This window comes from Lysobacter arenosi (genome assembly GCF_016613475.2).
Taxonomy (GTDB): Bacteria; Pseudomonadota; Gammaproteobacteria; order Xanthomonadales; family Xanthomonadaceae; genus Lysobacter_J; species Lysobacter_J arenosi.
In genome coordinates this window covers 1,037,847-1,052,646 of record NZ_CP071517.1, presented here as the reverse complement: position 1 = coordinate 1,052,646, position 14,800 = coordinate 1,037,847, and the positions used below count along the sequence as shown (strand labels likewise).

Here is a 14,800-nt window from a genome sequence, read left to right as displayed (position 1 = left end):
TTACGGTTCCATGTATCGGGTCCGCATTCCATCTTGTCGCGGACCGTGGTGCCAGGCTGCGCTCCAATGCAGGTTTCGTTCAAGCTGGCTATTGGCCTCAGTGCCGGACGATGCGGCCGCGTCACTGCCGCCGAAGCTACTCATGGCGTTGACCAGATTGAGCAACTCCTGATTGGCGAGCCTTGGCTCGGTTGCAGAAGTGACATCCTGCACCAACTGCTCCAGCCCCTGGATAGCCGGACGATCCTGCCCTTCCCTCATCGCGAGGTCGCTGGATCGACCCGGAACAGCATCCCGTTCCTGGAGCGCTTCGGGTTGAATGACTGTCATTTCAGTTGTAACCGGCTCGTCGCCAGATGCAAAGGCGGCAAACGATCGCCCCGCAGACAACGGAGCCAGAAGGCCACCGAACTGAGAAGCTGGGATGGCGTTTCCGCCAGCCGGCTGCACATAGGCGATCGCATACTCACCACCGAGGAAGTGCTTGGTCACGCGGATCTGCTTGCCTGCGTCGGCATCGACCCGAACGATCAGGTCATCGCCATCGCGATGGAAGGTGATTCGGCTACGAGCCACGCTGAAACTGCTGCTGTTGAAGAACACCCAGTCGGTGCCGCCGCCAGTGTTGTCGATGGTGTCGGCACCGCCACCATAGACGTACTTGTCGTTGCCGGCGCCTCCGAGCATTTGGTCGTTGCCGTCCTCGCCAACCAGCGTGTCGACACCGGCCCCGCCCACCAGGATGTCGTTGCCGGATCCGTTGTGCGAGCCGTTGCCACCGGACAGGTAATCGTCGCCGTCGCCACCATCGAGCTTGTCATCCGCGCCGAAGCCAAACAGGGTGTCGTTACCACCCAGCCCCTTGATCAGGTCGCGGCCACCGGTTCCAAGCAACTGTTCACCACTCGCGGTGCCGGTCACCACTGACGGATAGTCACCGTCGTTGCCGCCCGGCGGGTTGCTTCCACCTCCGACAAGTGCGTTTATCGTCGCTGTATCAAGCATTGCGCCGCTTGCTGGCTGCACGAAGTCGATGGCGAGGTCTCCGCCGAGGAAGTGCCCGGTAACCTTGACCGTACTGTTCGCATCGCCATTGACGGTGATCAACAGGTCGTCTCCGGTTCTGGTGAACGCCAGTTGCGCAGCAGTGATTCCATTGCTGAAGAACACACCATCGATGCCGCCGCCAGTGTTATCGATCACGTCCTGGCCACCGCCATAGATATAGTCGTCGTCGTTGGCGCCACCGATGAGCGTGTCGTTGCCATCTTCTCCGGAAAGCGTGTCATTGCCCGCTCCACCTTCCAGCCTATCGTCGGCCGAGCCTGTGCCGCTGCCATTGCCACCTGCGAGGTAGTCGTCGCCGTCGCCACCCTGGAGGGTGTCCGCGCCACCCATGCCGAATACTTGGTCGTCCCCTCCCAGCCCCTTGATGAGGTCCTTGCCGTTGCTGCCGACCAGTTGCTCGGCCGAGGCAGTGCCTTCGATGGTCTGGTCGTACTGGCCGCCGGAGCCGCCTGACACCAACTGGTTGATCTGGGCCGTGGTCAGCGTTGTCCCACCTTCGGGTGCAACGTAGTCGATGGCGGCGTCACCGCCGAGGAAGTGATTGGTGACCCGCACCGCCGGCGTCGCACCGCCGTCAATTGTGATGAGCAGGTCGTTTCCGTCACGAGAGAACGATAGCCGCTCACGGGTGACGCCATTGATGAAGAACACACCGTCGCTACCGCCGCCGGCATTGTCGATAACATCGGTGCCGGATGCGGCGTCAACAAGGTAGGAGTCGTCGCCTGCCCCGCCGACGAGGGAGTCGTTGCCGGCCCCGCCCACCAGGGTGTCATTTCCGCCCATGCCGTTGAGCACGTTGTCGGACGAATTGCCCCCGAGATAGTTCGCCTGCGCATTGCCGGTGCCGCTGATGGCAGAGCTGCCTGACAGGAACAGGTTCTCGATGTTCGCGGACATGGCGTACGACGCCGAGGCCTGGACCTGATCAGTGCCGCCGCCCGCGGCCTCGACGATCACATCGCCGGCGTCGTCGACGACATATACGTCTCCGCCGGCACCGCCTTCCAGCTGGTCTTGGCCGGTACCACCGTCGAGATAGTCGTCGCCGTTGCCGGCGAGCAGGCGATCGCTGCCCGAGCCGCCCCACATCTGGTCGTTGCCATCCAGCCCATCGAGTTGATCATCACCGTCCAGGCCCGAGAGCTTGTTGTTGGCGGCATTGCCCGTGATCTGGTTGTCCTGGGCGTTACCGTTGCCTGTGACCACGCCTGCGGCCAGCAGCAGGTTCTCGACGTTGTTGGCGAGGATCAAGTTGGTCTCGAACCGACGATCGACGGTGTCGTGTCCTTCGCCCTCGTACTCGATGGCGCGGTCCTGGGTGGACTCCATGACGTATGTGTCGTTGCCGTCGCCGCCGTACAACCAGTCCGCGCCTGCCCCGCCCTCGAGCCGGTTGTTGCCCGCGTTGCCGGTAAGGTCATTGTCGAGCGCGTTGCCCGTGGCATTGAGGTCATCGCTGCCGATAAGCTCAAGGTTCTCGACGTCGGCGCCCAACTGCCAGCTCAGACTCGCCTGGATCGTGTCGGTGCCCTGGCCGGCGGTCTCGATGACCTCGTCGCCCAACGAGTCGACAACGTATAGATCGTTGCCGGCGTCGCCGACGAGTCGGTCATCCCCTTCGCCGCCATCGAGCCGGTTGTCGCCCGCGTTGCCCGTGATGACGTTGGCGCCGGAATTGCCAACACCCTCCATCGCGCCTGCGCCCATCAGCAGGCCCTCGATGTTCTCGCCCAGCGCATAGCTATAGCTGCTGCTCTGGACGGTATCGTCACCCTCGCCCGCCAGTTCGATCACCTGCTGGGAGGACTCTGTCACCACGTACAGGTCGTTGCCGGCGCCACCGTAGAGGCGATCACCGGACCCGACGCCCTGCAACGTGTCGTCGCCGCCGCCGCCGTGGACGTCGTCCCGGAAATCGGTGCCGGCCAGCATGTCGCCGCCGACGCCGCCACGAATGACGTTGCGAACGGTAAGGGACAAGGTCGACGTCGTGGTCTGTCCCCAGCTGTCGCTGGCCACGATCTGCACAGACAACTCCGCACCACCGTTGGGTGGGGTTCCGGTCAACGCGCCTGTAGCCGGGTCGAACGTGATCCATTCCGGCGTATTCGCGCCCAGGCTCAGCGTGATCGTATCGGCGGCCTCGTCGGTGAACATCCCGCTCGGCAAGGTGAAGGTGAATGCCTCATCTCCAACCAGCTCGTGGCTCAGGTAGTGCACCAGCGTCTGCGGCGGATTGTTGGTGTACGGCAACTGGTGCAGGTCGCCCCTGCGGATCGTGCCGTCCGCAAACACGAACTGGTCGACAGCGCCGCTCAGCTCATACTCGCCGTCGCGTTCGTACCAGTAGTTTGAGACGACGACCTGGTCGTTCGGGTCCGAGCCAACCTGCACCACCAGGCTGGTGCCAGAACGACTGAACGAGACATCGTCCGGATCGATTCCCGCGGCGAACACGACCCGGTCAAGGTCGCCCGTGCTGCTGATGGAGGCGATCGTGTCGCGGCCATCCCCAAGGGCGTAGTGGAAGCTGTCGTTGCCAGACGCCCCGTACAGGACATCGTTGCCGCTCCCGCCGTGCAAGGTGGCGCCGCCACTTCCGGCGCGGAGCGTGTCATCGCCGGACTCGCCAAACAGCTGGTCGTAAGCACTTCGGTACGTGGTGTTCAGCTCTCGCTCGCCACCGAACAGGGTATCGTTCCCGCCCCCGCCGCGCAGCTCGTTGCTGAAACCGTTGCCGATGAGCACGTTGTCGCCGGCATCGCCGCGGAGATTGGCGCTGAACAGACCCTGGTTGTCGCTGCCGTTGTAGTCCCAGTCAATGCTCAGGTTGTTGCCGAGCGAGAGATTCTCGACGTTCGCATAGTCGGACACATTGAACCACTGCCCTTGCGATGTCGTCTCGTCGAGCCGCTCGATGCGCACGGTGTCGACGCCCTCGCCGGCCAGCTCCACGACCACGTCCTTGGCAGTGATGGCGTAGGTATCATCACCCTGGCCGCCGTAGAGCGTGTTGGCACCGCTGGAGGTGCTGCCGTCCAGCCGGTTGTTGCCGGTGTTGCCCCAAGCTGACAGATTTCCCGCGCCGGCCAGTTCAATGTTCTCCACGTTCGCGTATTGCCCGATGGAGAACGAGGTGCTGGCACGCACCGTATCGACCGATGCGCCAGGTCCAGTGTCGGTTTCGACGATGACGTCACCGAGCTGATCGACCACGTAGATCTCGTCGGCCTCGGTGCCGACGAGCGTATCCGCGCCGGCCCCGCCATCTAGGACGTACAACCGATGGTCGTGACTGCCACCCCACGGCAGGTCGCCTAGCCTGATCGTGTTGTCCAGCGCGTTGCCGATTAGCTGTCGCGGGATGTCCACGTACCAGCCAGGGTAGCCGGAGTTGCTCCAGGAGTAGTCACTGGAATGGTAAACGCCGATGAGGTTCTCGACGTTATCAGTGAGCGTGTAGGAGTACGACTCGGCGTAAACCGTGTCGATACCTTCGTTCGCCAGTTCGATGACCACATCGGGCGAAGGCGAGGTCTGATGCCCCTTGCCAATGTAGTAACGATCGTTTCCGCTACCACCTCGCAAGGTGTCGGTCGGACTACCCTCGTATTCGGTGCCGTACAGCTGATCGTCGCCGGCACCGCCGTCGATCACGTCCGCGCCAAGGCCGCCCTGCAGGGCGTCGTTGCCATCGCCGCCATCCAGCTGGTCGTCGCCAGCGTCGCCGAAGATGCGGTCGTTTCCACCCATGCCCGATATGACGTCGTCGCCCTCGTAGCCTTGGAGATTGTTGTTGGCGTTGGAAGCGACGAAGGAATCATCTCCTGCCGTCCCGCGCCACGAGTTTGGACCGCTGCGGAAATCCTCCGCCGACATCCAGCTGCCATCGGCGAACTCCAGGATGTGGGTGCCGTTGGCGGCGGAAAGGAAACCGTCCATGTAGACGGCGTCGTAGTTGGCACCGTCGAAGAAGGCGATCATCAGGTCGTCGCCCGTGATCTGGTAGTTGTTGATCATGTCCCGGGTCAGGCTCGGGCCAAACTTGATCACGTCGGAGCCGGACGATGCGGAGCCTAGGCCGGTGATCCGGTCAAGCCCGGCGCCCCAATCGAAGTGGTACGTATCGTTGCCGGTTCCGCCATTGAGCATGTCGGAACCCACGCTGCCGTAGAGCTGGTCATCGCCGCTTCCACCGAACAGGTAGTCGTCTCCGCCCAGACCGTACAGCGTGTCATTGCCGGCGCCACCGTGCAGGTTGTCGTCCCCGTCGGTACCCTCCATCACGTCGTTGCCTGACGTCCCGGGCACGGGTGTCGGAACGCCCAGGAGCTGTTCCATGTCGGCGCGGCTGTACTGGGTCCCTCCCGCCAGTTGCAAGGACACGTTCGTTCCGGGCGCGAAGTAGCCGCGAACGACGATCGCATCCTGCATGTTGTTGTGTTGGATCAGCAGGTCCATGCCCTGGACGAAGTACGTCAGGTCCGACGACGAGATTCCGCTACCAAAACTGATCGTGTCGGTGCCTGCGTCGATGTCCTCCAGCACGATCTCGTCGACGCCAAAGCCAGCCTCGAAGTGGAACCGGTCGTTGCCCTTGCCTCCGTAGAGAACGTCGTTGCCGGTGCCACCGTCGAGGACATCGTCGCCCTCGCCGCCTACCAGCGTGTCGTTGTCCTGCCCGCCGAACAGTTCGTCGTTGCCTGCGCCGCCGTCGACAAGATCCTTGCCCGCGTCGCCGTAGACCTTGTCGTTGCCGATGTACTGGCGTTCGTAGTCGTCACCGAAAACAGAGTCGTCACCGGCACCACCGCGAACTGTGTCGTCGTTTCCCTGCCCATGCAGGATGTCGTTGCCGTCGCCGCCGTCCAACTGATCCTTGCCATGAAGCCCGGCGGCCACCGCTCCGTCGTCGCCGTCCACGTAGTCGTCGCCGGCACCGCCCTGCACGCGGTCGTTGCCTGCTTCGCCCCACAGCTTGTCCGCGCCGGCACCGCCCTCGAGGAGGTCGTCGCCCTCGCCGCCTCCCATGTCGTCGATGCCCTCCCCGCCGATGAGCGTGTCGTTGCCTTCGGCACCGCGGAGGTGATCGTCACCAGTTCCACCGCCCAGATAGTCGTTCCCCACCTGGCCGAAAAGACGGTCGTTGCCATCTCCGCCATCCAAGCTGTCGTCGCCTTCGCGTCCCTGAAGCTCGTCCGCTCCGAGCCCGCCGCTGAGGAAGTCCTCGCCGGTCTCGCCGATCAGCACGTCGTCGCCTGCGCCGCCGTCGAGGCGGTCGTTTCCGGCGCCACCCTGGAGCTGATCGTTGCCTTCGCCACCTGCCACCGAATCGTCGCCGTCTTCGCCGAACAGCAGATCACGCTCGGTGCCACCGTCCAGATGGTCGTTGCCGGCACCACCCTGCAGTCGGTCCTCACCCTGCCCACCGTAGAGCTGGTCGTCGCCTGCGCCGCCCAGAACGAAGTCGTCGCCCGCGTCGCCGGAGAGAATATCGTTGCCGCCGTGACCGACGATCTGGTCCTTGCCCTCGCCACCGAGGATGTGGTCGTCACCGCCCGCTGCGTTCTCGTCCTGGTTGTACTTGTCGCCCCACAACTGATCGTCGCCGGCACCGCCAGTGATCACGTCGTTTCCGTCCTCGCCGTAGACCTGGTCCGCGGCCGCGCCACCGTCCAGAACGTCATTGCCCGCTCCGCCCGCCAGGTAGTCCACGCCTTCGCCGCCATACACGACGTCGTTGCCGGCGTTGGCCACGATGCGATCGTCATCGTCGCCACCGTCCAGCACGTCGTCGGCGCTGGTTCCGGTGATCGCGTCGTTGCCGCCCTCGCCAAACAGGGTCACGCCCTTGACGAACTCCAGTCCCGGATCCCAGTACGTGATCAGGCCTGAGTAACCCGGCTCCTTGCCGTCCGGCTCGACCGAAGAGAAGTACTTGAGCTCGAACGTACCGTCGTCGACCAGCCAGAACCGGTATGACCACCCCGCCACCACAGACGGGCCGGAGTAGTCGAAACCATCCATCAACCCGATGGCAGGCGAAATCCGTAGATATCCATTGTCGTCAATGGAGAAGGCTTCGACCTGGTCCCACCCGAAGTACTGGGAAAGATCGCGCCAGATGGCGTTGGAGTCGATCGGGATGTCGCCGCTGGCGATGTAGTGGAAGCCGAAGTCGTAGTCCGCAGCAAGCACGTCGTTGCCTTCGCCGCCGTGAACGGTCGACCCGTCGCCGATGCCGGAGACGAAGTCATCGCCATGGCCGGCATCGATCTGATCGATTCCTCCATTTCCATTGATGATGTCGCTACCGCCGCCACCGCGCAGCGAGTCCTCGTACTGCAGCCCGGTGCCCCAGATCATGTCGCGGCCCTCACCACCATCAGCGCTGATGCCAGGCGGGGATGCGCCATCGATGTAGGGGGTGATGTAGTCGTCCTGTGCACCGCCGCTGTGCGACGGCGGCGGCGGCTCGTACGGGACGGGCTCGCCGGGGAGGTCGATACCGAAGTTGCCGTTCGTCCAATTGAGGATGGTGACTGTTGCCTCGTAGTGCTTGGACTGGATGACAAGGCTCGCGTCTTCTCCGTCACCGACCTTCGTGATCGTGTAGTTTCCCCCGTCGGAGCGGTACACGTTCGTCCCGATCTTCTGCAACCCCAAGGTTCCAATTTCCTCGATTCCGAAGAAGAGCTTGTTGGCGCCCTCCGTATCGGAAATGACCTGGTTACGTTGCGCGGTTGTGTAGACGCGGTAGATGTCGTTGCCGCCTTCGCCGAAGGCAACGGTCCGTCCGTGCAGCATGTTGATCTCATTGCTGCCATCGTTGCCGATGACGACGTTCTCCTTCTCGTTGGATGCGATGACCTCCCCGTCGTACACTTGTTCGGTCCTGTAGGGAGGCTTCGGATCGCCCGGAGTTATGGCGCCGACCCATTGGCCGATCTTCGATATTCCGTACTCAACTTCATCCTTGATGTTGAGACTCTCCAGGACATCCCAGAAGGTATCGCTGATGAACTCTTCCCAGATAAACTCGCCGATCTTCTCCGCTGCATAGGCAGCTACCATTACGGTCGCAGCTACCGCAAGGATGGTTCCGACTGGCGCCGCGAGTACAACGCCAAGGCCGCCAAATGCGGTCAGGACCAAGCCTCCCACGTAGGACCCAAGCACGATGCCGAACATCTTCGTCGCCATGACGTCAGGCTCAGTGGCGCCAGATTGAAACGCCTCGGCAACCTCCAGCGCGGTCATGATGTTGCCAGCGGCCGCACCCAGAAGCTTCATAGCCCTGAACTTTGCGCTCGAATCCTGGCCGGCCTGCAGCAACAGTTCGATGGCCTCCTCCCTTTGCGCGATGATCTGGTTGCAATGCCAGACCACTGCCGTCGCGTCCGGGTGGCCGGATGCGAGTGCCATCTCCCTCCACTTTGACGCGATCCGCTCAAAGTCGTTAGCTTTGGTGTACTGCTCGGCGAGTTCTGGCTTCGCGACCATTTCTGCGTCGATGCGAGCCGCCAGTTCCTTGAGCTGCAGGTGACTGAGCGCCTTGATTGTATCGTCCGTCAGGTTTCCTGCTGTTTCTCCAAGGAAGTCCTTGTACAACGAGACAAACGCTTGAAGAAGCGTCTTCTTTGCTTCCTCGGTCTGAGGTGCCGCTGGCAGCTTCGGCGTATCCAGGTCTCCGAGCACGAAATAGATGGTCTTATCGTCTGCAATCATGACTTCGCTCCTTCCTTGTCGTGAAGAAAAATGTGGATCGCGTCGTTGCATCGAATGCGCGAGTTCTATCGCTCTCTCAATGACTCTGAGGCATGCGTCTTGAGGGGCGACAGCATGTAGTCGATCACCGGCCGTCTACCTGTCTTTATCTCGACGGAAAGGCTCATACCCGAGGAAAGGCGCACGCGTACTCCGTCAATCATCAAACTCGCGCTGTTGAGCCTGACCCGCGCAGGGAACACCAAGCCCAATCTCTCGTCCTGCGCGGCGTCATGGGACACACTCGCCACAACTCCGGTGAGATAGCCATAGCGCGCATAGGGAAAGCTCTCAATCTTTACTGTCACCGGCTGCCCAGCGTGCACAAAACCGATGTCCTTGTTGAGGATCGTGGCCTCCACTTCCAGTTGCTCCCGACTCGGAACCAACGCCAGTAGTGGCTGTGCTGGCGTGACGACGCCGCCGACGGTGTGCACCGCCAACTGCTGCACCGTTCCATCAACCGGAGCGCGCAGCGCCATTAGCCTGTCACGTTGCCCGGTCTTCGCGACTTCCGGCGCCATTTGGGCGACTTGCTCGGTCGCCTGGCGTAAGCCATCCAGTGTCTGTTGCCGCGTGTCGGTTACCAGAACGCGTAGTTCCTCATCGGCGGCGCTGAGCGCCGAACGGATCTCCTGCACACGGTTCCGCTGCGTCGCCAGATCACGTTCAGCCGCGATGCGCTCCTGCTCGCGCAGCAGGTACTCGTGCCGGCCGACGTACCTGCCTTCGACCAGCTTGCTGTAGTCCTCGGCGCGTGCTTTTGAGATTCGGGCCGATTCATCCAGCGGCACTATCGAGGCCTGCGTGGTCTGGAGCTCGGCGCGGCGTTGCGCGATGCTGGCCTGCAGTCCGTGTCGCTTGGCCTGATAGGTGTCGAACTGGCTGCGCACCAGTGCCTGCTCCGCCTGCAGGCGTTCTCGTGGCAGGTCGGCGGCTGGCGGAATCGCGGGCGCGCGGTTGTTGTCCAGCGACGCCGCAAGCGCGCCCAACCGCAGCACCGCCAGCCTTGCGTTGACCAATGCTTCATCGGCCTGCGTGTACTCGGCCGCGGTCGCCGTCGCGTCCAGCTCGATCAGCAGTTGCCCCGCCTTAACGATCTGGCCGTCGCGCACCAGGATGCGGCGCACGACGCCAGTCTCGGCCGTCTGCATCACTTTGGTGCGCGAGTCCACGACGGTTTTGCCGGGCGCCACGGCAACGATGTCCAGCTTACCCAGGCATGCCCACAGCAGCGCCACGCAGAAGAAGGCGATGATGATCCGCATCGTCCAGCGTGCCGTCGGGGACACCGGCGAGTGGGTCAGCTCGAGATGCGCGGGCAGGAAGGCCAGCTCATCGGCGCTTCGCTCTGGCGGGTCGAGCTGGGCACGCACGTTCCATGCTGACTTGAAGACCGTGATGTAGCGTGCGGCGAAGTCGCGCAAACCCTGAAGGATGTGCCTCATGCCTCCCCCGACTGCAGGCGATGGAGATGGGCGTACTGGCCGTCCGGCCGGTCGACCAGCTCGGCATGCGTGCCGCTCTCGATGATCCGCCCCTTCTCGACGACGACGATGCGGTTGGCCTGCCGAACCGTGGACAGGCGATGGGCGATGATCAGCACGGTGCGGCCCTTGCAGATCGCACGCATGTTGGCCATCACCGCGTGCTCGGACTCGTAGTCCAGTGCGCTGGTGGCTTCATCGAAGATCAGGATGCGCGGATCGGTGATCAGGGCGCGTGCAATTGCGATTCGTTGCCGTTGACCGCCCGACAGACCGGCGCCGTGCTCGCCGACCTTGGTGTCGTAGCCTTCGGGCAGTTCGACGATGAAGTCGTGAGCGCCGGCGAGTTTGGCGGCGTGGATCACGCGCTCCAGCGGCATCCCCGGGTCGCTGAGCGCGATGTTCTCGCGCACGCTGCGGTTGAACAGGAAGTTCTCCTGTAGCACCACGCCCAATTGACGGCGCAGCCAGGCCGGATCGGCCAGCGCCAGGTCGTGACCATCGATCAGCACGCGGCCCCGCTCGGGCGTGTACAGGCGCTGCACCAGCTTGGTCAGCGTGCTCTTGCCGGAACCAGAGCGCCCGACGATGCCGATTACTTCACCCGACTTGATGTCCAGGTCGATGCCACTGAGCACCTCAGCGGTGTCGGGACGGTAGCGGAAGGACACCCGCTCGAAGGTCACCCGCCCCTGGATCGGTGGCAGCGCCATGCGGCTGCCCGGCAACTCGGTGCGGGTGTTGAGAATGTCGCCCAGGCGCTCGACAGAGATCCCGACCTGCTGGAAGTCCTGCCACAGCTGCGCAAGCCGGATGATTGGCGCTGCCACCTGACCCGAAAGCATGTTGAAGGCAATCAGCTGTCCGACCGACAACTTGCCCTCGATCACGAGCTTGGCGCCCCAGAACAGGATGGCGATGGACACCAGCTTCTGCACCAGTTGCACGCTCTGCTGACCCAGCGTGGCGATGCGGGTGACGCCGAAGCCGGCGCTGACGTAACCGGCCAACTGGTTGTCCCAGGTTCGGGTGACGCGCGGGTCGACCGCCATCGCCTTGACCGTACCGATGCCGCTGACGGTCTCGACCAGGAACGACTGGTTGTCGGCACCGCGGGCGAACTTCTCGTTCAGGCGCTTGCGCAGGACGGGTGTGATGCCGGCCGAAATCAGCGCGTACACGGGCAAGGACAGCACGACGATCAGCGTCAGCCAGCCGCTGTAATAGAACATCACCGCCAGGAACACTACGGTGAAGAACAGGTCCAGCACCGAGGTCAGTGCCTGCCCGGTCAGGAAGCTGCGGATATTCTCCAACTCGCGCACGCGGGCGATGGTGTCGCCGACCCGGCGCGACTCGAAGTACGCCAGCGGCAACGCCAGCACGTGTCGGAACAGGCGTGCGCCAAGTTCCACGTCGATCTTGCTTGTGGTGTGCGAGAAAACATACGTGCGCAGCCCGGACAGCACCACGTCAAACACCGCCATCGACACCAGCCCGGTTGCGATGACGTCGAGCGTGGTCAGGCCACGGTGCACTAGCACCTTGTCCATCACCACCTGGTAGAACAGCGGCGTAATCAGTGCGAACAGCTGGATGAAGAACGACACAATGAAGACTTCGAGCAGCAGCTTGCGGTACTTGACCACTGCAGGGATGAACCAGCTGAAGTCGAACCTGGCGAGGTCGCCGAGCACCGAGGCGCGCGAGGCAACCTGCATCAAGCGGCCGGTGTAGCGGGCCTCGAACTCGACTTGGGAGATCGCGCGCGGGCGTTTCTCGACCAGGTCGTGGATCAGGACCTGATCGTCGTTGACCTTAGCAACAATGAAGGGATCGCCATCGGGCACCAAAGCCATCGCCGGCAGGGTCGCCATCGCGATGCGCGCGATGGGCTGGGTGACGACTTTGGCCTTGAGGCCGAGCCTCTTGGCCGCGAGCACCAGCGTGGCTTCGTCGAAACGTTCGCCCGTACGACCGAACTCGTGCGCGAGCTGCGCGGCGTCGGCGGCTACTCCATGGAATTGCGCCAGCAATACCAACCCGTGCAGGGCCAGATCAGGCTGGTCTTCCGATGAATCGGTGCGCTCCACGACGGCAAGCGCAGCACTCCCCTGTGCCATATCGCAATCCTTGCGTGACCCATGAAGGGTCCCCCCGAGCCGCGAGCATTACTGGCTCTGCGGCCAGGCGTCAAGCGGCAATGCGTGAAGAAGTGACCAAGTGCCCGTAGCGACCCGACGCTGGCATGGCGAACACTTATGTTGCCGCATCGCCGCAACCAGACCGAGCAGCTTCACCTAGGCAGAATGTGCGGCAGGTCTAGTGCGGTCCCGTCTGCCAGGTGGCGCAGGATCGCTTCAAGCCACGCCCTGCCCCGCCATCGGCGATAGACTCCACGAAGGGCAGCCAGGCCTGAAAGCGTCCGCAATCCAATCGACAAACGAGGATGCGACCTTGGAACAGCAGATCGCCGTACCGACGTCACGGGAGCAGCTCTGGGCGTTACTCGCCGAAGCGGCCGAGATCGAACACCACCTCATGTGCTGCTACTTGTACGCGGCCTTCAGTCTCAAGGAGAGCACGGGGGAAGACCTGTCGGAAGCCGAATTCGACGCCGTCGAGCGCTGGCGCCGCGAGATCCTCTCCGTCTCGGTGGAGGAGATGGGCCACCTCGCCATCGTCTGCAACATCCTGTCGGCCCTTGGCGCGCCGGCCCATCTGGTCCACCAGAATTTCCCAATCCCGCCCGGCTATCACCCGGCGGGCGTCGTGGTGAAGCTCGCACCGTTCAACCGGCAGACGCTCGCCCATTTCGTCTACCTCGAGCGGCCCGACGACGCCGAAGTACAGGACGGCGAGGGTTTCGAGCCGCCCCAGCACTACTCGCGCGCGCTCGGCATGGACCGGCTGATGACGGCCTGCACGGACTACGAAACGGTAGGCGAGCTGTATCGCTCGGTGTCAGCCGGTCTGCAGCGCTTGAGTGAATCCATGGGCGAACGGCGCCTGTTCGAGGGCAACCCCGAGCACCAGCTCGACGCCGACGGCGCGCGGTTGCCCGGATTGAAGACCGTCCGATGTTTGACGACGGCCCTGGAAGCGATCGACGCCATCGTGCGCCAGGGCGAAGGCGCCGACTCGTGCACCGGCGACTCGCACTACCAGCGCTTCCTGCGCATCGGTCGCGAGTACGACGCTCTGCTGGCGAGCCGACCAGAGTTTCGTCCCGCGCGAATGAGCGCCCACAATCCGGTCATGCGGCCGCCCCCCACGCCGCAGGGACGTCTGTGGATCAGCGAGGAGCCCGCCGCCGCGCTGCTGGATCTGGGCAACGCCCTGTACAACCATTGCCTGCGATGCGTGTCACTCGCCTATGGCGACGTCGGCCGGGATGCGAAGTCCACGCTCGTGTCGGCCGGGGTCGACCTGATGCACCTGCTCACGCCCGTCGCGGCCCGCCTGGGCACCCTGCCCGCCAATCCGAGCATGCCGCAGGCTACCGCCGGCTTGAGCTTCGCAACCATTCGTTCGTCGGCGGCACTCATGGGCGAAGCCGGCAGCGTCGATATCCTGGTCGAACGCTTGCACGAGATCGGCGAGCGTTGCGAGCGCCTTATGGATATGCATCCGAAGGAGGCCGGCTTGCTGGAAGCCACTCGGGCCGGCACGCAGCGCCTCGCCAATCGACTCACCGCGCAGGCGGAACGATGCCGGCGCGAGGAAGCCTCGACGCGCGCAGAAGCCGATAGCGTCCAGATCCCGGAAGTTCGCGCGCCCGCAGCGAGCCAGGCAACGCAGCCGCAACGCCTCGATAACGGCGCGGAACTGATACCGGGCCCCGAAGTCGACATCGTCTATGACGGTACGCGCTGCATCCATGCACGTCACTGCGTGCTGGGGCTGCCTGGCGTGTTCAGGGCGAATACGCCCGGCGCATGGATCCATCCGGATGCGGCAAGCGTGGAAGCACTCGTCACGGTCGCCCACATGTGTCCGTCGGGCGCGATCGCGTATCGCCGCCACGACGGTGGTACCGAGGAAGCGCCGCCGCCGGTCAACCTCATCCAGTTGCGCGAGAACGGACCGCTGGGTGTGCGCGCCCACATCGTGCTCGACGGCGTACCCATTGGCATGCGCGCTGTGCTGTGTCGGTGCGGCGCATCCAGGCAGAAGCCGCTCTGTGACGGTAGTCACAACGAGATCCACTTTCAGGCGACGGGTGAGCCTGCCAGCGTGGAATCGAAACCACTGCCGATGCGCGACGGGCCGTTGAACGTCGATCCTGAAGTCAATGGCCCGCTAGTGCTTAGCGGCAACGTTGAGATCTGCTGCGGCACCGGACGCACCATCAATCGCGTGACGTCGACGCGGCTGTGCCGCTGCGGAGGCTCTTCGAACAAACCGTTCTGCGACGACACGCACCGTCGTAACGGATTCCGCAGCTGATCCATGCCGCCGCGGCGAATCCGCGC

4 protein-coding genes are annotated in these 14,800 nt (G+C 63.6%); 1 reads left to right on the top strand and 3 read right to left on the bottom strand.

The genetic code is table 11. The features are described 5' to 3' along the window. The 3 genes from HIV01_RS18130 to HIV01_RS04955 all read right to left on the bottom strand — a co-directional run bounded on the left by HIV01_RS18130 (window position 1) and on the right by HIV01_RS04955 (window position 12,448). Entirely contained in the window at window positions 1–8,799 is an 8,799-nt protein-coding gene (locus HIV01_RS18130) for a calcium-binding protein (RefSeq protein WP_245156918.1), read from the bottom strand. A 65-nt stretch (window positions 8,800–8,864) separates the two neighbouring features. Next, a complete protein-coding gene (locus HIV01_RS04960) occupies window positions 8,865–10,286 on the bottom strand; it encodes an HlyD family type I secretion periplasmic adaptor subunit (RefSeq protein WP_200605233.1) in 1,422 nt (473 codons plus the stop codon). After that, window positions 10,283–12,448 carry a type I secretion system permease/ATPase gene (locus tag HIV01_RS04955; RefSeq protein ID WP_200605232.1) on the bottom strand — a complete coding sequence of 722 codons (2,166 nt, stop codon included), beginning with the start codon at window positions 12,446–12,448 and terminating at the stop codon, window positions 10,283–10,285. The genes HIV01_RS04960 and HIV01_RS04955 overlap by 4 nt, the downstream gene beginning before the upstream one ends. Window positions 12,449–12,782: 334 nt before the next feature. On the opposite strand from HIV01_RS04955, the gene HIV01_RS04950 reads away from it, so the two are divergent. Then, entirely contained in the window at window positions 12,783–14,774 is a 1,992-nt protein-coding gene (locus HIV01_RS04950) for a ferritin-like domain-containing protein (RefSeq protein ID WP_200605231.1), read from the top strand. Window positions 14,775–14,800: the final 26 nt, after the last annotated feature.

Excerpts from the sequence above, each read along its gene's own strand:
- HIV01_RS18130 (WP_245156918.1), bottom strand. The coding sequence starts at position 8,799 with ATGATTGCAGACGATAAGACCATCTATTTCGTGCTCGGAGACCTGGAT.
- HIV01_RS04960 (WP_200605233.1), bottom strand. The coding sequence starts at position 10,286 with ATGAGGCACATCCTTCAGGGTTTGCGCGACTTCGCCGCACGCTACATC.
- HIV01_RS04955 (WP_200605232.1), bottom strand. The coding sequence starts at position 12,448 with ATGGCACAGGGGAGTGCTGCGCTTGCCGTCGTGGAGCGCACCGATTCA.